General features: G+C 44.5%; 23 protein-coding genes. 14 read left to right on the forward strand and 9 right to left on the reverse strand.

Going from position 1 to position 21,097, the window contains the following annotated elements; all coding sequences use genetic code 11:
• Positions 1 to 24: 24 nt before the first annotated feature.
• The 4 genes from csdA to R7E29_RS15555 all read right to left on the reverse strand — a co-directional run bounded on the left by csdA (position 25) and on the right by R7E29_RS15555 (position 3,628).
• Positions 25 to 1,236: a cysteine desulfurase CsdA gene (gene csdA, locus R7E29_RS15540; RefSeq protein WP_054576296.1), complete on the reverse strand. Its 1,212-nt coding sequence runs from the start codon at positions 1,234 to 1,236 to the stop codon at positions 25 to 27.
• A complete protein-coding gene (locus R7E29_RS15545) occupies positions 1,236 to 1,835 on the reverse strand; it encodes a DJ-1 family glyoxalase III (protein ID WP_054576295.1) in 600 nt (199 codons plus the stop codon). The genes csdA and R7E29_RS15545 overlap by 1 nt, the downstream gene beginning before the upstream one ends.
• Entirely contained in the window at positions 1,832 to 2,722 is an 891-nt protein-coding gene (gene panE / locus R7E29_RS15550; protein WP_054576294.1) for a 2-dehydropantoate 2-reductase, read from the reverse strand. The genes R7E29_RS15545 and panE overlap by 4 nt, the downstream gene beginning before the upstream one ends.
• 108 nt (positions 2,723 to 2,830) lie before the next feature.
• Positions 2,831 to 3,628 (reverse strand): outer membrane protein OmpK, encoded by a 798-nt coding sequence (locus tag R7E29_RS15555; protein WP_005385292.1) that lies wholly within the window; start codon positions 3,626 to 3,628, stop codon positions 2,831 to 2,833.
• A 323-nt stretch (positions 3,629 to 3,951) separates the two neighbouring features.
• Between R7E29_RS15555 and R7E29_RS15560 the strand changes: the two genes are divergently transcribed.
• Genes R7E29_RS15560 through R7E29_RS15575 form a run of 4 tightly spaced genes read left to right on the forward strand, consistent with a single transcriptional unit; the run spans position 3,952 to position 7,188 of the window.
• Positions 3,952 to 4,548, forward strand: coding sequence for an LON peptidase substrate-binding domain-containing protein (locus R7E29_RS15560; RefSeq protein ID WP_033905540.1), 597 nt, complete (start codon positions 3,952 to 3,954; stop codon positions 4,546 to 4,548).
• Entirely contained in the window at positions 4,545 to 5,903 is a 1,359-nt protein-coding gene (locus R7E29_RS15565) for a DUF4397 domain-containing protein (RefSeq protein ID WP_033905539.1), read from the forward strand. Before R7E29_RS15560 ends, R7E29_RS15565 begins: the two co-directional genes overlap by 4 nt.
• A 44-nt stretch (positions 5,904 to 5,947) precedes the next feature.
• Positions 5,948 to 6,532 (forward strand): RNA polymerase sigma factor, encoded by a 585-nt coding sequence (locus R7E29_RS15570; RefSeq protein WP_005380255.1) that lies wholly within the window; start codon positions 5,948 to 5,950, stop codon positions 6,530 to 6,532.
• Positions 6,529 to 7,188: a ChrR family anti-sigma-E factor gene (locus tag R7E29_RS15575; protein WP_033905538.1), complete on the forward strand. Its 660-nt coding sequence runs from the start codon at positions 6,529 to 6,531 to the stop codon at positions 7,186 to 7,188. Before R7E29_RS15570 ends, R7E29_RS15575 begins: the two co-directional genes overlap by 4 nt.
• A gap of 63 nt (positions 7,189 to 7,251) precedes the next feature.
• Here R7E29_RS15575 and R7E29_RS15580 read toward each other — a convergent pair whose 3' ends face one another.
• From R7E29_RS15580 to R7E29_RS15595, 4 genes are all read right to left on the reverse strand, one after another.
• Positions 7,252 to 8,604, reverse strand: coding sequence for an AmpG family muropeptide MFS transporter (locus R7E29_RS15580; RefSeq protein ID WP_005380257.1), 1,353 nt, complete (start codon positions 8,602 to 8,604; stop codon positions 7,252 to 7,254).
• Positions 8,605 to 8,675: 71 nt separating this feature from the next.
• A complete protein-coding gene (locus tag R7E29_RS15585) occupies positions 8,676 to 9,221 on the reverse strand; it encodes a peptidylprolyl isomerase (protein ID WP_005380258.1) in 546 nt (181 codons plus the stop codon).
• Positions 9,221 to 9,790: a YajG family lipoprotein gene (locus tag R7E29_RS15590; RefSeq protein ID WP_005380259.1), complete on the reverse strand. Its 570-nt coding sequence runs from the start codon at positions 9,788 to 9,790 to the stop codon at positions 9,221 to 9,223. The genes R7E29_RS15585 and R7E29_RS15590 overlap by 1 nt, the downstream gene beginning before the upstream one ends.
• Positions 9,791 to 9,822: 32 nt before the next feature.
• A complete protein-coding gene (locus R7E29_RS15595; RefSeq protein ID WP_054576293.1) occupies positions 9,823 to 10,977 on the reverse strand; it encodes a methyltransferase in 1,155 nt (384 codons plus the stop codon).
• A 243-nt stretch (positions 10,978 to 11,220) separates the two neighbouring features.
• Here R7E29_RS15595 and bolA point away from each other — a divergent pair, with 243 nt between their 5' ends.
• The 9 genes from bolA to nqrM all read left to right on the forward strand — a co-directional run bounded on the left by bolA (position 11,221) and on the right by nqrM (position 19,264).
• The gene (bolA, locus tag R7E29_RS15600) at positions 11,221 to 11,529 is read left to right on the forward strand and encodes a transcriptional regulator BolA (protein ID WP_005380262.1); all 309 of its coding nucleotides are present in this window, start codon (positions 11,221 to 11,223) and stop codon (positions 11,527 to 11,529) included.
• A 473-nt stretch (positions 11,530 to 12,002) separates the two neighbouring features.
• Positions 12,003 to 13,343 carry a Na(+)-translocating NADH-quinone reductase subunit A gene (locus R7E29_RS15605; RefSeq protein ID WP_005380264.1) on the forward strand — a complete coding sequence of 447 codons (1,341 nt, stop codon included), beginning with the start codon at positions 12,003 to 12,005 and terminating at the stop codon, positions 13,341 to 13,343.
• A 5-nt stretch (positions 13,344 to 13,348) separates the two neighbouring features.
• Positions 13,349 to 14,593: an NADH:ubiquinone reductase (Na(+)-transporting) subunit B gene (locus R7E29_RS15610; RefSeq protein ID WP_005380265.1), complete on the forward strand. Its 1,245-nt coding sequence runs from the start codon at positions 13,349 to 13,351 to the stop codon at positions 14,591 to 14,593.
• Entirely contained in the window at positions 14,583 to 15,353 is a 771-nt protein-coding gene (locus R7E29_RS15615) for a Na(+)-translocating NADH-quinone reductase subunit C (protein WP_005380267.1), read from the forward strand. Before R7E29_RS15610 ends, R7E29_RS15615 begins: the two co-directional genes overlap by 11 nt.
• A complete protein-coding gene (locus R7E29_RS15620; protein WP_005380269.1) occupies positions 15,353 to 15,985 on the forward strand; it encodes an NADH:ubiquinone reductase (Na(+)-transporting) subunit D in 633 nt (210 codons plus the stop codon). Before R7E29_RS15615 ends, R7E29_RS15620 begins: the two co-directional genes overlap by 1 nt.
• Before the next feature lie 7 nt (positions 15,986 to 15,992).
• Entirely contained in the window at positions 15,993 to 16,589 is a 597-nt protein-coding gene (gene nqrE, locus R7E29_RS15625) for an NADH:ubiquinone reductase (Na(+)-transporting) subunit E (protein ID WP_005380270.1), read from the forward strand.
• 33 nt (positions 16,590 to 16,622) lie between these two features.
• Positions 16,623 to 17,846 carry an NADH:ubiquinone reductase (Na(+)-transporting) subunit F gene (gene nqrF / locus R7E29_RS15630; RefSeq protein WP_005380271.1) on the forward strand — a complete coding sequence of 408 codons (1,224 nt, stop codon included), beginning with the start codon at positions 16,623 to 16,625 and terminating at the stop codon, positions 17,844 to 17,846.
• 157 nt (positions 17,847 to 18,003) lie between these two features.
• On the forward strand, positions 18,004 to 19,008 hold the full coding sequence (locus R7E29_RS15635) for an FAD:protein FMN transferase (protein WP_258630196.1): 1,005 nt from the start codon (positions 18,004 to 18,006) through the stop codon (positions 19,006 to 19,008).
• A gap of 22 nt (positions 19,009 to 19,030) precedes the next feature.
• Positions 19,031 to 19,264, forward strand: coding sequence for a (Na+)-NQR maturation NqrM (nqrM, locus tag R7E29_RS15640; protein ID WP_005380273.1), 234 nt, complete (start codon positions 19,031 to 19,033; stop codon positions 19,262 to 19,264).
• 158 nt (positions 19,265 to 19,422) lie between these two features.
• Here nqrM and R7E29_RS15645 read toward each other — a convergent pair whose 3' ends face one another.
• Positions 19,423 to 20,640, reverse strand: coding sequence for a response regulator (locus R7E29_RS15645; protein ID WP_258630197.1), 1,218 nt, complete (start codon positions 20,638 to 20,640; stop codon positions 19,423 to 19,425).
• Positions 20,641 to 20,827: 187 nt separating this feature from the next.
• Here R7E29_RS15645 and R7E29_RS15650 point away from each other — a divergent pair, with 187 nt between their 5' ends.
• Positions 20,828 to 21,061 (forward strand): DUF2789 domain-containing protein, encoded by a 234-nt coding sequence (locus R7E29_RS15650; RefSeq protein WP_005380277.1) that lies wholly within the window; start codon positions 20,828 to 20,830, stop codon positions 21,059 to 21,061.
• The last annotated feature ends 36 nt before the right edge of the window (positions 21,062 to 21,097 follow it).

Genomic DNA, 21,097 nt, shown 5'->3' on the forward strand with positions numbered 1-21,097 from the left:
TTACTCCAAATCAAACCGTTGGCGTTATAGCATGTCGACGGCTTTTTCAACGGCGGCGATGAGTCTTTCCACATCGCTCGTCGTGTTATAAATACCAAAAGAGACGCGTACCGTGCCTTTCACATTTAGCGCATCCATCAATGGGTGAGCGCAGTGGTGTCCTGCTCGTACCGCAATGCCTTGTTGATCGAGCAGCGTCGCAATATCTTGGTGATGAACGCCGTCCATTACGAAGGTCAGTACAGAGGCATTCGGTTGATAGCCTAGAATATGGATGTCATCCAAAGCGCTTAGTGCTTGGTAGGCCTTATCCTGAAGCACATGGAAATGAGCCTCTACTTCGTGATGGTCAAAACCTTGGTACCACTCAATGGCTTTCGCTAGAGCAATCGCGCCCGCAACGTTTGGTGTGCCCGCTTCAAATTTACCAGGAAGTGCAGAAAACGTCGTTTTCTCGAAAGAAACGCGTTCAACCATTTTGCCGCCGCCGTGCCATGGTGGCATGGCTTCCAAAAGTTCAAGCTTGCCGTATAAAACCCCAATGCCTGCTGGTGCATAAAGTTTGTGACCTGAGAAAACGTAGAAATCGATATCTGATGCCGATAAATCAAGTTGCTCATGTACGATGCCTTGCGCGCCATCAACTACAACAACCGCGCCAACGTTGTGCGCCAGTTCAGTGATTTTTTCGATAGGTTGGCGTGTGCCTGTTACGTTGGTTATTTGTGCGCAAGTAACAATTTTACAGCGGTCAGACAGAAGCGCCTCAAATGCACTGATGTCGAACTGACAATCTGATGTCATCGGAACTTTAATGACTTTAGCACCCGTTTGTTCTGCCACGATTTGCCAGGGCACGATGTTGGCGTGGTGCTCCATCTCGCTAATCAAGATCTCATCACCTGGTTGTAACGTGCTACGGGCGTAGGTTTGAGCAATTAAGTTCAGTGCTTCGGTTGCGCCCCGTGTCCAAATGATCTCTTTAGAGCTGTTTGCACCAATAAAGCTTGCCACTCGTTCTCGTGCCGCTTCAAATTGGCTGGTGGCATTAGCCGTTAAACTGTGGCTGCCACGGTGAACATTGGCATTTTGCGCACTGTAGTAATGACTGATGACATCAATCACACATTGCGGTTTTTGCGTTGTCGCTGCGCTATCTAGATACACTAAGGGCGTATCGTTGACGGATTGATTTAGAGCGGGAAATTGCTCACGTACAGCATTTACGTCAAACATTATTCTTCACCAAGCTTGTGGTAGTGCAGAGTAGGCAGAGGGATCATTGGTTCAGCAACTGACCATGCGTGTTTTTTACCTGAGAGTTGAATGATTACTTCCATCGCGAACTCTAAAGCTGTACCCGGACCTTGACTAGTGATCAGGTTGTGGTTGATATCAAAGGTCACGCGTTTGCTGCGCCACTTCTCTTCCGGGATATGTGACTGCAAGCTCGGGTGACAGGTCATCAGTGATTGTGGGAAAAGATTATGGTGTTGCAATACCAACGCCGGTGATGCGCAGATAGCAGCAACCAATTTTCCCTCGTAGATGTGCTGCTTAAGGATTTCTATCATCACCGTACTATCACGGAAAATTTCTGCACCACCAACACCACCAGAAAGCGCTATGGCATCAAACTCATCATCAGCGATATCGACCAGCTTACAATCTGCCGTTAATGTGACTCCGCGAGAAGCTTTCATCGTCAATGAGCCATCAAAAGCAGCACTCGCTACTGTAACGTCATAACCCGCGCGAACCATCATGTCGATGACGGTGACGGCTTCCATTTCTTCGGTGCCTGGAGCGATTGGTACTAAGATTTTCTTACTCATTGTTCTGTCCAGCTTTGTTCTATTTGTTTGATGCGTTGGTAAAGTTTTAAATTCTCAGGCGTATTGATGCGATGTTTCTTGGCAGCCTTTAACAAGTATCCGGTTATAAAATCAATTTCCGTTCGACGCTGATGGAATACGTCTTGTCTCATTGAAGAATAGTTCTCAGCTGTGGCGTTCACCACTTGCATTACCGTATCGAAAAGAGAGCGAAACTCGATAGCAATACCTTCTTTACTCAGTACTTCAACCAGTTCTTGAGTGATGCTTTCGAGTTGTATCTTAAACTCGGGCTTCGCAAGTTCACCATTCTTACACTGGAGAATCGCAGTCAGTGGGTTAATCGCGCAGTTGATCGCTAACTTAGTCCATAACGCAGATTGGATGTGTGGATTCCAAATGGCCTCTGGAAGGGCATTATGCATAACATCTTTCAGAAAAGTGCACTGCATTCCTTTGTCATTATAACCACCCACTTGCGTTGTTCCGTGACCGGTATGCAGTACGTGTTGGTTATCTGGTTTGTATGCGCCGTGCGTCGTTGTGGCGAGCACGATAGGATTGTTTGGCAGAGCCTTCTCCACGCCAGAGGCGGTACCCATACCATTGTGCATCAGCATGATAATCGTGTCTGCGTTGATATGAGGCAGTAAAGGCTGAATGGCGTCTTCCATTTGCCAAGCTTTTACCGTGATCAAAATGAGATCTGCTTTATTGACGGAGGAAATATCTTGATTACTGAATACGATTGCGGGTGTGTCATCCAACTGAAGTGATTGTTGGCTTTCAGAACTTCTTCCCCACAATGAAACATTGTGCCCGGCAAGCTTAAATTTTGTTGCCCAGAGTGAGCCCACCGCACCTGGACCGAGGATAAGGATATTCACCAAACGCTCTCATTAAAAAGGTTTGCTGCAAGGATAATGAGGGAAAAAAGGAAAGCAAATAAAAATGGCGCCGAAAGGCGCCATTTTTGAGCAAACTTAGTGGTTCAATTAGAACTTGTAAGTTACAGCAAGGTAGTGGCCAAAGCCAGTTGACTTGAACCCATCAGTATCTTTGATACCGTACACGTCTTTGTAACCTTTTAGACCGTAACCCACTGCGAAGCGGTCTGAGTGCCAGTAGATACCGTTGAACATTGCACCACCGTTTGACGCGGTTGAACCAAACTTGTTACCAGCATCATCATCCATACCGAATTGGTAATCGATGTAGCCTTGGTAAGAAATGAATGAACCGTTCTCGAAGAAGTAGAATGGTTTGAACCAGTTAGTCGAGATTTGGAAACCGTTCCAATCCTTTTTGTTGCCGTCGTAAGTACCGTATAGGTTAACACCAACTTTACCAAACCAAGGAACCATTACGTCAGAACCTAGACCGATTTTTTGAGAGTTAACACCAGAGTTACCACCCCACTCGATTAGAGTTGCAACGTATAGCTCTTGAACTGGACCGAAAGATAGGTCTTTACCAGTTACCGCATCTAGAGACATACGTGGAGCGAATTTCATAAAGATCTTCTCTGCGCCAGCTTTGTCGCTACCTGGATCAGAAGTTAGGTTGAATACATCAACGTAGCCGTAAAGGTCGAAGATACCAGAGCGGCCGCCGAATTCCATTTCTAGGTAGTCGTGTGAAGACTCACCTGGAAGTTCGTCAAATGCACCCATTAGGTTAAATTGCATCCACTTGTAATCGTTTTTGTGAATATCGCCGTCAGAGTAATCTGCCGCCATAACTGGAGCTGAAGTAGCCGCTAGAAGGCTAAGAGCTAAAAGTGATTTACGCATAAGGGGACTCTCTATGTTTGTAATGATTCAGAACACGCAATCTGTGCTGCGCTTTCCAATTGGCGGGAATAATAGCGATAAAAATCCCAAATGAAAGTGATAAAGGGTGCAAAATGAAACGTTTTTGGTGAGTTGCATCACGAAATTATCTTTATTTACGGAACTTTTTGTTTGTTGCATTTTATTGCAATAAATATGTGATTTGGATCGTTTGCGTAAGCGATTTTATGACTTTTTAAGCCAGTCGATTAACCAACATAAATCGTTAGTGATCGGAGTGATAAGGGATTCGTATGTATCCGTGAATCAAAGAGGACGTTTGAATGAAAGAAGTCATGTTATTCCCACTCACTTCAGTTGTACTCCCTGAAGGTAAAATGAATCTGCGCATTTTTGAGCCACGATATAAGCGAATGGTAAAGGAATGCAGCCTACAAAATGTGGGTTTTGGAGTTTGCCTAGTAGGAAGTGAAGGTGACCCTAAAGACGTGGGTAACGTTTCATCTATCGGAACTTTGGTCAGGATCGTTGATTTTGAAACACTCAGTGATGGCCTTCTTGGTATTACAGTTGCTGGTGAACAACGCTTTGTTGTCAAACGCGTCCGTGCAGATGCGGATGGCTTACGTCATGCAGAGGTTGAATGGTTAGACAATTGGCAACATCTAGACAACTCACCAGATTTCTTCTTTTTAAGCCAGCAGTTATCCCATGTTTATGAAGAGTTTCCTCAACTTGGAAGCCTCTACCAGCATCGTTTTTACGATGACTCTGCTTGGGTTACTCAGCGTTGGCTTGAGTTACTACCCCTAGACTGCAATCTGTTCGAACAGCTAGTCGGCGCAGAGGACTGTATTTCTGCGTTGCAATTTCTGACAGAAGCCATAGAAGCCCCGACTAACAAAGAGGCAAGGATATGAAAGGATTTAATAAAGCTGCGCTAACTATTGTTGCGACATTAGGACTGGCGGCGTGTGGCTCCGACAGTGACACTATCGAGTATTCCAATTTACAGGCAGTGCACGCGTCTTCTGATGCGCCGCTTGCAAATGTGTGGATCAACGATAAACCATCATTAACGAATGTTGATTATGGTGTGGGATCTGGCTACGTTAAATTGCGAGAGGGGATGAATTCGATTCAGGTCGATGTTCAGCTCCCAGGTAATGAAACCGCGACCGTAATACCTAAAACAGAACTAGATCTTGATTCCGACCTCAATTATAACGTGTTCGTTGTTGGCGATGCCGATGGTTCGCCAAACCCAGTTGAGCCTTTAGTTGTGACTCGCAGCGCCGATTCAATGGCTGATGCCAATAGTCTAGATGTTCAAGTTGTTCATGCAGCTTCAGGCGTTCCTGCTGTTGATCTTTATGTCACTGAGCCAGGTGTTGCTCTTGCTAGCGCGACTCCAATAACTAACCTTGCTTACAAAGCTTCTACCGACGTATTGAACATCCCAGCTGGTGAGTATCAAGTTCGACTTGCCGTAGGAGACAGCGTTGCTTTTGACTCCGGCACAGTACCTCTTGCGGCTAACTCCAACTTGACGATTGCCGCTATCGGCACAGGAGATTCGAATAGCACGTCACCTGTCAAACTCTTGGTGTTGGACGGTTCGGGCTCTTCTATAATTGAAGATATGGGCAGCCAAGCTGAAGTAAGAGTCGGACACCTTGTCGATGGAGCGCCAGTCGTCGATGTTAACGTTAACGGGGCGGCCTTCGCTCCTCTTGCCGACTTAGCGTTCAAAGAGATTCGTGGTTATTTGGATCTTGCTGCTGGGGATTACGATATTGATGTTTACGTGGATGGCACAACAACCAATCCGATCATAGATGTTGACGGGTTAATGGTTGCAGGTGGAATGGATTACAGTGTTTATGCAGTCGGTGTTGTTAGCCCAGCGATTGATATCGAAGCTCTGGTTGTTGAAGATATGAGACGCGCTGTGACGACTAGCGCGACATTGAATGTGACACACGCGGCGGCTAATCCTATAGCGGAAATGGTGGATATTTACCTCACTACGAGTGCAGGAATAGATGGAAGTGATCCAACTATTGCTAATTTTGCGTATAAAAATAGTGTACAAGGATTATATGTCGCTGAAGGTACATATTATGTAACGGTAACAGTGGCTGGTAACCCAAGTATTGTTGCGGTTGACTCAGCACCAGTCAATGTAATGAACGGTGTTGTGTACCAAGTCGTTGCCATTGATGATGGGAACAACGGTGGTTTCAACTTGTTGGTCGATGACGTGACCGATTAGGAAGAATGGGAGGAGGAAACTCCTCCCACAAATTAAGGCCGATTATGATGAGTGATAGCCCGAAAAAACTGGGGCGCAGTGATTGGAACGATTACATGGATAAAGTGAAGGCTCGAGACAAAGACGCGTTCGCTTTTGTATTCCGTTTTTACGCACCCAAGCTGAAGCAATTCGCTTACAAACATGTTGGTAATGAGCAAGTTGCTATGGAGATGGTGCAAGAGACCATGGCGACAGTTTGGCAGAAAGCGCACCTCTATGATGGTGAAAAGAGCGCGTTATCGACTTGGATATATACCATAATCCGAAACCTTTGTTTTGATTTGCTGAGAAAACAGAAAGGTAAGGAATTACACATTCATTCTGATGACATTTGGCCGTCAGAGTATTATCCACCTGATCTTGTTGATCACTATTCACCAGAGCAAGATATGTTGAAAGAACAGGTGGTTAAGTTTTTAGATATATTACCGAAAAACCAGAGAGATGTTTTACAAGCGGTATATCTTGAAGAGCTACCTCATCAACAGGTCGCGGAATTATTTGATATACCCCTCGGTACTGTAAAATCCAGGCTGAGGCTTGCAGTAGAAAAGCTAAGGCATTCAATGCATACGGAGCAACTATGAACAAACACCCAGATAACAGCTTGTTAGAAGCATACGCTTCGGGAAGCATTGATGCAGTTTCTGGTCTTGTGGTCGCAACCCATTTAGAAACATGCACCAAGTGCCGAGCTTATGTGAACCAAGTCGAAGCAAGTCAAGCGAACATCGTAAGTGACATACCTTCTGAGTATGTTTCTGAATTTGACGACATGTTTAATGACATCATCAATGCGGAGCCAGCGACTGATAATATCGTGATCCGCGACCCTGCTGCTGTTAATGTGGCAGGAAAAAGTTTCGCTCTTCCTAAAACTCTAGCGCGTTTCTCTGACCTCGTAGGGTCATGGAGAAGTTACGGAGGCAAGGTTTTCAGTGCTCAGATTGACCTAGGGGAAGACGCTCGTGTCAGCTTAATGTACATCGGGGAAGATGTGCAAATTCCTCAACATACGCACAAAGGCCTGGAGTCTACATTGATCCTACATGGCGGATTTAGTGACGAGGATGGCCAATATGAAGAAGGCGATTTGATGATTAGAGACGCATCAGTGAAGCATAGCCCTTACACTAAGGCCGGAGAAGACTGCTTGTGTTTAACCGTATTGACTGAGCCGATGATCTTTACTCAAGGCGTGGCACGTATATTTAATATGTTTGGTAAAGGGTTATACCCATAGACCTCTTATCTTATATATCGCAAAACAAAAACCACCGAATTCGGTGGTTTTTTATATGCTTCGTTAATGCTTGTGACGTGCTTTTTCCAATAGAGCATCAAAGTAATGTCGTAGCGAGTACAACATAATCAAGCTTGGCACGACCATGACAGCGGTAAGCACGAAGAATGTGCTCCAATCATTAAGATAATCCACTAGCTCGCCACTGAAAGAAGCAAGAGTCGTCCGTCCGAAGTTTCCTAGAGAGGCAAGCAACGCATACTGAGTTGCCGAAAATGCTTGCCCGGTTAGAATCGTCAAAAATGAAACAAAAGCGACGGTTGAGAAAGCAGTCGTAAAGTTATCGACAATAATCGTGGCTAAGTACAAGTGCTCGTTTGGGCCTACCGAAGCAATCCATGCAAACATCAAGTTACTGGCAGACATAGCAATACCGCCGATCATTAATCCACGTACAATACCAAACCTAACGTTGAACATGCTTCCGACAAAAGTAAAGAAGATGGTGGCTCCCCAACCAATCAGTTTGGAGTAATAGCCAATTTGTTCATTGCTAAAACCAATATCTTTATAGAACGCGATCGACATCCTGCCCAAAAACGCTTCGCCAATTTTAAATAGGAAAACGAACAGCAACAGAGTAATCGCGACACGGACGCCATTGCGATTAAAGAAATCAAGGAAAGGTTCTACAACAGTCACGGTAAACCAAGCTACGACTTTTGAACCAACCACTTCTTTGTGGCGTTGTTCAGCGGCAGACTGAAGTTGTTCGCGTTGAGTCTTCGGTTCACCGACTAAAATCGTAAAGACCATTAGAATGCCGACTATCACCGCCATCCCGTAGTACACACCATTCCAACCGACACTGTCAGCATTAACAAACGCTAAATAACCCGGTAGTGAATAACCTGTCCACCAGCCAATGACCGCCATTGCAGAAGCTTGAGGCAGTTTAGACTCTTCTGACTTTGGGAAAGTATCAATACGAAAAGCATCAATTGCGATGTCTTGTGTCGCTGAAGCCGTTGCAATGCACAAGGCGAGTAGTGACGCAAACACCAAGTTTTCCGCTGGATTAACGCCGGCAATAAATAGGGTAGCGACGAGTACGATACTTTGGCAAAAGAAAATCCAACTACGTCTTTGCCCCAGCAGTCTAAAGAGGACTGGCAGCTTCACGCGGTCAACCAGAGGTGCCCACAGAAAGTTGATCGCATAGACCGCAAAAACGCTACCAAAATAGCCAATTGCGGAGAGGGTCAAGCCGGCATCTTTTAGCCAACCTGACATGTTTGAACCGATAAGAACCCACGGAAAGCCGCTAGAGCAGCCCAGCATGAAAACCCACATGAGTCGTTTATCGAGGTAACTTTTTACCGTTTCCAACCAAGTGATGGAAGGTAATGAAGACATAAATCAATCCAATAAAATGAAGCCGTTGAAAGAGAAAGCCCTTCGATTATTCAAAGGGCTTATCGTTTTGGCTATTTAAGTAGTGTAGCTTTGGTGATGACGATTTGCGTCTCTGGTACATCACGCATTCGGCCTACTGTCGTGGTCGGCTGCTGAGCCATTTTCTGGATAACGTCGAACCCCTCAGTAACCTCACCAAATACAGCATAACCTGGTGGTCGAGCGCCATAGTTGAGAAAGTCATTGTCGACTAAGTTGACAAAAAACTGACGAGTTGCAGAGTTTGGTGCATTAGTTCGTGCCATGGCGATGGTAGCACGGTCATTGTTTAGACCATTATTTCCTTCGTTTTTGATTGGCGCGTATGTTTTCACCATCTGCATATCTTGGTTAAAGCCGCCACCTTGTGCCATGAAGCCTGGGATAATACGATGAAAAATAGTACCTTCGTAGCTCCCATCTTCTACATATTTCAGAAAATTAGCGACAGTGATAGGTGCTTTCTCTTCGTTTAACTCAACCGTAAATGAGCCAAGTGTCGTTTCAAACGCTACTTTTGGTCCAGCCCAAACGCTGCAGCTGAGTAATGCTAAAGACAGAATCGCTTTGCGTAACATTAGAAACGCTCCTGCATGTATTGACGAAGCTCAGGGTCATTGGCAATCTCTTTAAGCGTCAATGTCACCACATCATTCAATGTCTCTTCAATATCGGCATCAGAAGCACTCAATGTGCCAGATCGCTTTGCTGTACCTGTATAAGTTTTGACTAGCTTGCCCTCAGGTGTCTCTGCTGTGATTTCCAGCACAACTTTAGCATCCATCTCATTTTCCATCACCGAATGCTTCACGTTGACCAACGCTTCTTGAACGCTCAATTCAATCGCGTTGTTGCTGTTTAGATCCGCATGGAAACCTTGAGATGAGAATTGCTTCTCTAATGCTTCTTCTAACGCAATACGTAAATTCTGTTTAGCATGAAGAGGAAGAATGTTCGAACGGCCGTTATCCACCAACGCCACGTACTGCGCTGCACGTACATCTTTGCTGGTCAAACTGTAAGTCTTGCCTTGAACAATTGGATTGGTGCTCAATGTGCTTTCTGGCATCAGGTTCAGCTGAGGTTGTTGAGGGGCTGAACACGCAGCAAGCAACGCAACCGAAGCCGCAAGTACCAATTTTCTCATTTTATTATTCCTTTTAACTATTTTGCTAAAGCTTATTTTGCGCTTAATTTAGCAGGATTTTTTGTAGCCTGTAAAATCACAAACTTATTGTTGGAAGCGATAAGTTTCACATTTTTATCGCCAAACAGACGTTTGAGTTTTGCGTCGTACCCGAGGTGACGATTTCCGATAACCAGTAAACGGCCATTTTCACTTAATACTTGTTTAGCATCGCAGAACATTTGCCAAGCAATATGATCGGTGATTGCCTGTTGTTGATGAAACGGTGGATTACACATAACCATAGAGCTGCTGCTGTGTTTAAAACCGTCCAAGCAATTGTTCGCTATGCACTGTATGTCTCTATTTTCACCAAGGTTGTCGAGTAGGTTCTGTTTTGCCGACTCAAGCGCCATAAAGCTTTCATCAACACATGTTAGCCGAGCATTTGGATTCAACTGACCAAATTTAACAGACAAAACACCATTGCCGCAGCCGAGGTCGATGACATTGTCTATCGAAGGGTCTTGAGGCAGGTGCTGCAGCATAAAGCGTGCACCTAAATCTAAACTTTCTCCTGAATAGACATTTGGCATGTTCTTGAGTTCGATATCTTCGCCATCAACGCGCCAAGTCGTGAAAGGCATTACTTCAATCGGAGGCTCAACTGTTGCTTGAGAAAACACCAATCTGTGCTTTTTCCAGGCCAAAGATGTTTTTGTTTCGCCTAAGTATTTTTCAAACAGTTTTAGCGTCGAAGTATGAATGTCTTTCGCTTTATTGACTGCAATGACGGGGCAGGAAGCCGGTAGCGCCTTTCTTAATTGGCTTAGTATCCACACTAGATGGCGGTTACTTTTGGGCAGTTGCAGCAAGACGAGATCAATATTGGCAGGAACGAGGTCCATCGTGGTGGCAAGCGCTACTTTATTGCACTGGTTTTGCTCGAGATTTTGCTGTGCACCTTTATGTGAGATGAATGAATCACTCATTAGCGTTACATGGTGCTTTTCCGAAAACCAGCAGGAGAGGGCACCAAAGCTGTCATTAATCATGAGGATGTTTTGATTGTCTGGCAAAGCAAGCTCTTCAACATGATTAATAAGATACTCATCACCGGCATCCCACGCTTGTAGCGTTTCGTTACTACGTTTTGGGAAACGATGAAGTGTTAAGCTTCGCTCGTGAAGGTTCAGTTCGGTTTTCATAGCTAAATGTAAGTTGATTTAGAAATTAAGTGTTATTGTCGCAAATGATGACGTGTCGAGATACAAAAAGCTGTCAAATTTTACGAGTTCAGTGATGGCTGCTCTCTAGGCATGCTCATGGAGTCGAGCGCCTTGAGACAATATGTCTACAAAGTGCGTCAATAATGAGAGTGACGTTTGAGTGATGCATGTCTGCTTTACTTAGGTATATACTTATGGAATTCGCATCAATGAGGAACGAATATGATCCAAGAAATCATAGAGAAGAAACTACACAGTGAGCTGCAACCCAGCTATCTCAAAGTCATTAATGAGAGCTACATGCATAATGTGCCACCAGGCTCAGAGAGTCATTTCAAAGTGATTGTTGTGAGTGATTCGTTCGCGGGACAGCGTTTGATTGGGCGCCATCGTCAAGTTCATCAAATTTTGGCAGATGAACTGGACAACCACATTCATGCATTAGCTATTCATACATATACTGATGAAGAGTGGAAGCGTGAACAAGATGGCGCCCCTGATAGCCCGATGTGTATGGGTGGTGGTCACTAAAAACGCAAGATATAAAGGTGCAGAGAAAGGTGGCTTAAGGCCATCTTTTTTCGTTTTACATTCTTTAGGGACGTTAACGTGGCACAAATTCTGGTTAAAAAATGTGTTAACAGTGTTTCAACAAATGAATGGAAATTGCAGAATATTTCAGGCGATGAATATCACTTTTCCATAAGATATGTATGGAATATGGCATTTGTGCGATGGGTCAAAGTTATGACTATTCTTTGACCTTTTAGACCTGATTCTACCGAAATAACCCCTCTATTCTAATGATTGATCATGGCATCAAGTTCCTAAAAAATGCTAGACTACGGCACCTGATAAATCTCGCGTATTCCTTGTGACGAGATTTTTAATAGGATGTTGCGATTTTGATGTTTAAAACAACATCAAAACCGGACACTGATGTCGTGTCTAAAAGTTACGCAATCAAAAGAATCTTTTTCCCGATAAAAGTAGTGCAAGTGCGTATGATTACAATAAAGAAGGGCTTGGATCTTCCTATCGCAGGAACTCCATCCCAGGTGATTAATGATGGTAAGACCATCAAAAAAGTCGCCTTGCTTGGCGAAGAGTACGTTGGCATGCGACCTACCATGCATGTCCGCGTTGGTGATGAAGTGAAAAAAGCGCAAGTTCTTTTTGAAGATAAAAAGAACCCAGGCGTGAAATTTACTGCACCAGCAGCCGGTAAAGTGATCGAAGTTAACCGTGGCGCTAAACGTGTCCTTCAATCTGTAGTGATTGAAGTGGCAGGTGAAGAGCAGGTGACATTTGATAAGTTCGAAGCCGCTCAACTTTCAGGTCTAGATCGTGAAGTGATCAAGACTCAGTTGGTTGACTCTGGCTTATGGACCGCTTTACGTACTCGTCCGTTTAGCAAGGTTCCTGCAATCGAGTCTTCTACTAAGGCTATTTTCGTAACTGCAATGGATACTAATCCACTAGCAGCTAAGCCTGAGTTGATCATTAATGAGCAACAAGAAGCATTCATTGCTGGTCTAGACATTCTTTCAGCCCTGACAGAAGGCAAGGTTTACGTATGTAAATCTGGCACTAGCTTGCCACGCTCTTCACAGTCTAACGTAGAAGAACACGTCTTCGATGGCCCTCACCCAGCAGGTCTTGCTGGCACCCACATGCATTTCCTATACCCAGTAAATGCAGAGAATGTGGCATGGAGCATCAACTACCAAGACGTTATCGCGTTCGGTAAGCTGTTCCTAACTGGTGAGCTATGCACAGATCGTGTTGTGTCTCTAGCTGGCCCAGTTGTGAATAACCCTCGTCTAGTTCGTACCGTAATGGGTGCAAGCTTAGATGACCTAACAGATAACGAGCTGATGCCTGGCGAAGTTCGTGTGATCTCTGGTTCAGTACTAACAGGTACACATGCAACTGGTCCACACGCATACCTTGGCCGTTACCATCAACAGGTTTCTGTATTACGTGAAGGCCGTGAAAAAGAACTATTTGGCTGGGCAATGCCTGGTAAGAATAAGTTCTCGGTAACTCGCTCTTTCCTTGGTCACGTATTCAAAGGTCAGTTGTTCAATATGACAACGACGACCAATGGTAGTGATCGTTCAATGGTTCCAATTGGCAACTACGAACGCGTAATGCCTCTAGATATGGAGCCTACTTTGCTGCTTCGTGATCTATGTGCCGGCGACACAGACAGTGCTCAAGCACTGGGTGCGCTTGAACTGGATGAAGAAGATCTAGCATTGTGTACCTTTGTATGTCCAGGTAAGTACGAGTACGGTACGTTACTTCGTGAATGCCTAGATACTATCGAGAAGGAAGGGTAATTTTCATGGCTCTTAAAAAGTTTCTTGAAGACATCGAGCATCATTTTGAGCCTGGTGGCAAACACGAAAAATGGTTTGCCCTGTACGAAGCTGTAGCAACAGTTTTTTACACGCCAGGTATCGTAACAAATAAAAGCTCGCACGTTCGTGATAGCGTTGACCTAAAACGTATCATGATCATGGTTTGGTTTGCGGTATTCCCAGCAATGTTCTGGGGTATGTACAACGCAGGTGGCCAAGCTATTGCAGCACTTAACCACATGTACGCTGGTGACCAACTAGCGACAGTTATCGCAGGTAACTGGCACTACTGGCTAACAGAAATGCTTGGCGGCACTATCGGTGCGGAAGCGGGTGTTGGCAGTAAGATGCTACTAGGTGCGACTTACTTCCTGCCAATCTACGCAACAGTATTTATTGTTGGTGGTTTCTGGGAAGTGTTGTTCTGTATGGTGCGTAAGCACGAAGTTAACGAAGGTTTCTTTGTAACTTCTATCTTATTCGCACTTATCGTTCCACCAACGCTACCTCTATGGCAAGCGGCGCTAGGTATCACATTTGGTGTTGTTGTAGCAAAAGAGATCTTCGGTGGTACAGGTCGTAACTTCCTTAACCCTGCACTTGCAGGTCGTGCATTTCTATTCTTCGCTTACCCAGCGCAAATTTCGGGTGACGTAGTATGGACTGCAGCTGACGGCTTCTCTGGTGCTACTGCTCTTAGCCAATGGGCTCAAGGTGGTAACGGTGCTCTAGTTAACACAGTAACTGGCGCTCCTATCACTTGGATGGACGCGTTCATCGGTAACATCCCTGGTTCAATTGGTGAAGTATCGACTCTAGCTCTAATGATCGGTGCAGCGATGATCGTTTACATGCGAATCGCTTCATGGCGCATCATTGCGGGGGTAATGATCGGTATGATCGCAGTATCGACTCTGTTTAACGTGATCGGTTCTGACACTAATCCAATGTTTAATATGCCATGGCACTGGCACCTAGTTCTAGGTGGTTTTGCATTCGGTATGTTCTTCATGGCAACGGACCCAGTATCAGCGTCATTTACTAGCAAAGGTAAATGGTGGTACGGCATCCTGATTGGTGCAATGTGTGTGATGATCCGTGTAGTTAACCCAGCGTACCCAGAAGGTATGATGCTGGCGATTCTATTCGCGAACCTATTCGCACCTCTGTTCGACCATGTAGTGATTGAGAAGAACATCAAGCGGAGACTAGCACGCTATGGCAAGTAATAACGACAGCATTAAAAAGACGCTGGGTGTTGTTATCGGGTTGAGCCTTGTTTGTTCAATCATCGTATCAACAGCAGCAGTAGGTCTGCGTGATAAGCAAAAAGCTAACGCTGTCCTAGATAAGCAATCAAAGATCGTTGAAGTTGCAGGCATTGACGCAAACGGTAAGAAAGTACCAGAGCTATTTGCTGAGTACATCGAACCTCGTCTAGTAGACCTTGAAACAGGTAACTTTACTGAGGGTAATGCATCTACGTACGATCAACGTGAAGCATCAAAAGATGCAGAACGTTCAATCGCATTGACACCAGAAGAAGACGTAGCTGATATCCGTCGTCGCGCGAATACAGCAGTGGTGTACCTTGTAAAAGATCAAGATGAAGTCCAAAAAGTTATCCTGCCTATGCACGGTAAAGGACTATGGTCGATGATGTATGCCTTTGTAGCCGTTGAAACTGATGGTAACACTGTGTCTGCTATTACTTACTACGAGCAAGGTGAAACTCCTGGACTTGGTGGTGAAGTAGAGAACCCTTCATGGCGCGATCAATTCATTGGCAAGAAATTGTACAATGAAGATCACCAGCCAGCGATTAAGGTCGTGAAAGGCGGCGCACCGCAAGGTTCTGAGCACGGTGTTGATGGCCTATCAGGAGCGACGCTCACTAGTAATGGTGTTCAACACACATTTGACTTCTGGTTAGGTGATATGGGCTTTGGTCCTTTCCTAGCAAAAGTTCGTGACGGAGAACTTAACTAATGTCTAGTGCACAAAACGTTAAAAAGAGCATTCTAGCGCCAGTATTGGATAACAACCCAATCGCGCTACAAGTTCTTGGTGTATGTTCTGCTCTTGCAGTAACAACTAAACTAGAAACAGCTTTTGTAATGACACTAGCGGTAACATTTGTAACTGCGTTGTCTAACTTCTCTGTTTCATTGATCCGTAACCACATTCCTAACAGTGTGCGTATCATCGTTCAGATGGCAATCATCGCATCGTTAGTAATCGTGGTAGACCAAGTGCTAAAAGCTTACCTATACGATATATCTAAACAGCTATCTGTATTCGTTGGTCTGATTATCACTAACTGTATCGTAATGGGTCGTGCTGAAGCATTCGCAATGAAGTCTGCGCCAGTACCATCTCTTATTGACGGTATTGGTAACGGTCTAGGTTACGGCTTCGTTCTTATCACTGTAGGTTTCTTCCGTGAGCTATTTGGCTCAGGCAAACTATTTGGTCTAGAAGTTCTACCTCTAGTGAGCAACGGTGGTTGGTACCAGCCTAACGGCCTAATGCTACTAGCACCATCAGCATTCTTCCTAATCGGCTTCCTTATCTGGGTAATCCGTATTCTGAAACCAGAACAAGTAGAAGCGAAGGAGTAAGGACGTCATGGAACATTACATTAGTCTGTTAGTTAAATCGATTTTCATCGAAAACATGGCTCTGTCTTTCTTCCTAGGTATGTGTACTTTCCTTGCCGTATCTAAGAAGGTTAAGACCTCTTTCGGCCTAGGTGTTGCAGTTGTGGTAGTTCTGACTATCGCTGTTCCTGTGAACAACCTAGTATACAACCTAGTTCTGAGAGAGAACGCGTTAGTTGAGGGCGTGGACCTTAGCTTCCTAAACTTCATCACCTTTATCGGTGTAATTGCAGCACTTGTACAGATTCTAGAGATGGTCCTAGACCGTTTCTTCCCACCTTTGTACAACGCGCTAGGCATCTTCCTACCGCTGATCACAGTAAACTGTGCAATCTTCGGTGGTGTATCTTTCATGGTACAACGTGACTACAACTTTGCTGAATCGATCGTTTACGGTTTCGGCTCTGGTGTGGGCTGGATGCTAGCAATCGTTGCTCTTGCAGGTATCCGTGAGAAGATGAAGTACTCTGACGTACCTCCAGGTCTACGTGGTCTTGGTATCACATTTATCACTGTAGGTCTTATGGCGTTAGGCTTTATGTCTTTCTCTGGTGTTCAACTGTAAGTCGGGTAAACCGCAACAATTAAGGAATAGTCAATGGACATTATTCTTGGTGTAGTGATGTTTACTCTGATCGTACTAGCACTAGTACTAGTGATTCTTTTCGCTAAGTCTAAGCTTGTACCAACAGGTGACATTACAATTTCTGTGAACGATGACCCTTCTCTGGCGATCGTTACACAACCAGGTGGTAAGCTACTGAGTGCTCTAGCAGGTGCTGGCGTATTCGTATCTTCTGCTTGTGGTGGCGGTGGCTCATGTGGTCAGTGTCGCGTAAAAGTTAAATCAGGTGGTGGCGACATCCTACCAACCGAGCTTGACCATATTACTAAAGGTGAAGCGCGTGAAGGTGAGCGTCTAGCGTGTCAGGTTGCAATGAAAACTGACATGGATATCGAGCTTCCTGAAGAAATCTTCGGCGTTAAGAAGTGGGAATGTACTGTTATCTCTAACGATAACAAAGCGACATTCATCAAAGAGCTTAAGCTACAAATTCCAGATGGCGAATCAGTACCTTTCCGTGCTGGTGGTTACATCCAGATTGAAGCTCCTGCTCACCACGTGAAATACGCAGACTACGATATTCCTGAGGAATACCGTGAAGACTGGGAGAAGTTCAACCTTTTCCGTTACGAGTCTAAAGTTAATGAAGAGACCATTCGTGCATACTCTATGGCTAACTACCCAGAAGAGCACGGTATCATCATGCTTAACGTTCGTATCGCAACTCCGCCGCCGAACAACCCAGACGTACCACCAGGCATCATGTCTTCGTACATCTGGTCTCTAAAAGAAGGCGACAAGTGTACTATTTCTGGTCCATTTGGTGAGTTCTTTGCGAAAGATACAGATGCAGAAATGGTATTCGTTGGTGGTGGTGCTGGTATGGCTCCAATGCGCTCACACATCTTCGACCAACTTAAGCGTCTGCACTCTAAGCGTAAGATGTCTTTCTGGTACGGCGCACGTTCTAAGCGTGAAATGTTCTACGTAGAAGACTTCGATATGCTACAAGCTGAGAATGACAACTTCGTATGGCACTGTGCACTGTCTGATCCACTTCCAGAAGATAACTGGGATGGTTACACTGGCTTTATTCACAACGTTCTTTACGAGAACTACCTACGTGATCACGAAGCGCCAGAAGACTGTGAATACTACATGTGTGGTCCACCTATGATGAACGCTGCTGTAATCGGCATGCTAAAAGATCTAGGTGTAGAGGATGAAAACATCCTACTAGATGACTTCGGTGGTTAATTCCTCCAAGTGATTGAATCTATGGCTAGCTCTCCAAGAGAGCTAGCCATTATTTTTTATAGACATAAAACTGATACTCAACAGTTGATATAGGTAATCGGATTGAAAGGATTGATCCTATTTCCCATATCAATTCAACAACATTGGGAGTTAACAAGTGAAAAAGTGGCTTGTTGCATTTGCTTCTCTATTGATTTTGGCTGGCTGTGAGCAGCCTGCCGATCAAATTCATTTAAGTGGCCCTACCATGGGGACTTCTTACAACATCAAGTATATCGAGCAAGATGGTATTCCAACGCCAAAAGCGATGCAGACAGAAATTGATCGCTTATTGGAAGAGGTTAATGACCAAATGTCGACCTATCGTGACGACTCAGAGTTAAGTCGTTTTAATCAGCATCAAACGAGCGAGCCATTTACAGTTTCGACACAAACTGCAACGGTAGTGAAAGAAGCAATTCGCCTTAACGGTCTTACTTTAGGTGCATTGGATGTGACGGTCGGCCCTCTAGTTAACCTGTGGGGGTTTGGTCCAGAAGCTCGTCCAGATGTAGTTCCAACCGATGAAGAACTCGCTGCTCGCAAAGCAAATACCGGTATTCACCACCTATCTGTTGATGGTAATACACTGTCCAAAGATCTTCCTAACTTGTACGTCGACCTATCGACGATTGCGAAAGGTTGGGGGGTTGACGTGGTTGCTGACTACCTTCAATCTGAAGGGCTACAGAACTTTATGGTCGAAGTTGGCGGTGAAATGCGTCTCAAAGGTGTCAATCGTGAAGGTGTGCCTTGGCGTATCGCAATTGAAAAACCGACCGTTGATGAACGTTCAATTCAAGAAATTATTGAACCAGGCGACATGGCAATTGCAACAAGTGGTGACTATCGTAATTACTTTGAGAGTAATGGTGTGAGATACTCTCATATTATTAATCCACGAACAGGCAAACCAATTCATCATAAAGTGGTGTCTGTAACGGTATTAGATAAATCGTCGATGACTGCTGATGGTCTTGCAACTGGTCTTATGGTGCTAGGTGAAGACAAAGGCATGGCAATTGCGAACGAAAATAATATTCCTGTTTTCATGATTGTGAAAACGGAAGATGGTTTTAAAGAGTTGGCTTCGGAAGCATACAAGCCATTCATGAAGAAATAACAACAGAAGTGAGCATGTTTTTATGAATACATTTCTAATTACCTTTGCTGTGTTTGTCGCGGTAATCACTGCAATGGCTGTCGGATACATTTTCCAAAAGAAAGTCGTGAAAGGTAGCTGTGGTGGCTTAGGGGCAGTTGGCATCGAAAAAGTGTGTAATTGTCCAGAACCCTGCGATGCGCGTAAAAAACGTGAAGCGCGCGAGGCTGCGCGTGCTGAGAAATTGGCGGCGTGGGAAAAAGATAGAATTGCTTAGTATTGGTTAATCGTACTAAGAAAGTGATAAAGCTCAGCGTTCTGCTGAGCTTTATTTTTAGGCAGCTAACCAAAGCTCAGATGTCCGAGAAAGAGCCCAATACCGTGTTTTGTTGTTTATTTCTCTCATGTTACAGAGCAAGACCACACCGATAGTCATTAGGACGAAGAAATGATTTGGTTACGTCCGTTCTCTTTGGCCATGTAAAGTCGCTCATCCGCCACTTTTATTTGTTGTTCCAGCTCCCCCTCGATGTTGCTTACACCAATACTCGCGGTCACAAGAATGTTTTTGTCCAAATAAGTTATTGGCGTTTTTTCTATGCGCTGTCTCATTTGTTCTAAGCGTGTTAGAAAGCCGTCATAGTCGCCACTGGCTTGAATACAAAACTCCTCGCCACCAAGCCTAGCGACAATATCATTTGGAAAATAGATTTTTAGAATATTCGCTATCATGACTAGCACGGCATCGCCACCCTCATGTCCGTGTGTATCATTTACTTGCTTAAAGAAATCGATATCAAGCATCGCGATGTTTCTTTGAGCGTTTTCTACATGGGGCTGCTCAAACAGAAAGCGGCGGTTCCATAAGCCCGTTAGCGCATCTTGATTTGCCATTTTAAACAGTTCAGATGTTGCGTCTTTGATATCTAACAGTTGGTGAATACGGCAAAAAAATTCTTCTTGATTAAATGGCTTGTATAAAAAGTCATTGGCCCCTGCTTTTAGAAACCTAGCCGTCATGGTCTTAGAGTTACTACCCGACAAGCCGAGAATGGCTAATTGATTTTTATCCCACTTCCGACGTAATTCACGCACCATAGTAATGCCATCTTTAACGGGCATGTCATGGTCGGTTAAAACGAGAGTGATATCTGGATTTTGCTCGACAAGCTCTAGGGCTTTTTGCCCATTGTCAGCTTCCAACGTTTGAATATATTGATGTTCCAAAAGTTGGGCGATGTGTCTTCTTACGGTGTGAGAATCATCAACGACTAAGCATTTGTGTTGTTGATTGTTGGTTAGTCGCTTGAGGAGTGGTAATAGATAGGAAACGGACGCCATGTTGTCTTTCAAAATATAGTCGAGGACACCTTTTGCAAGCATCTTTTCGCGAGTGTCTTCTTGAAATCGAGCCGTTAAAACAATGACACGATGACCATGTTCCAAAACGAGATCAATAATCTCGCCATCTTGAGCATCCGGTAAACAATAGTCTAAAACCGCACAGAAGAGGTCCTGTGCTGAAGATAACAAGTTCTTTGCCTCCGCGTAGCTTTCCGCTGCGATGACCTCATAACCAGCTTGGCTTATTGTTTGGCAAAGAAAGTTTTTAAATGCACGACTATCTTCAACAACCAGAATCTTATTACTCAAGCGCAGTCCCCAAAATTAATTGTTTAAAATCAATGATAACTAAAATTAAACTTATCGCCATCAAAAAACACATGTCAACCAAAAGTAGAACAACTACTCAAATGTTTGACACGCATCCGTTAACATCACATCATTATTCCTGTCTTAGTTATATAATTATGTTTAGCTAACGTAGGGAGAAAGTAGTATGGAAATGCATCAACATGGTATGGCTGAGCTATTTCAACAACTGGGCCTCGGTAGCTCTCCTCAAGAAATGAAAGATTTTATTAATCAACATCGACACAAAAGAGATTCTGCGCCTTTACATGAAGCTAGCTTTTGGACGATGTCACAGGCGAACTTTCTAAAACAAGCCATCGAAGAAGATGCAGATTGGGCCGAATTGGTCGATCAATTGGACGTAATGCTTCGAGATTGACGTTCGTTTAAACACGCCCATTTCTCTTCAGGTAGA

The sequence above is a fragment of the Vibrio sp. Vb1729 genome, assembly GCF_033338655.1.
Lineage (GTDB): Bacteria > Pseudomonadota > Gammaproteobacteria > Enterobacterales > Vibrionaceae > Vibrio > Vibrio alginolyticus.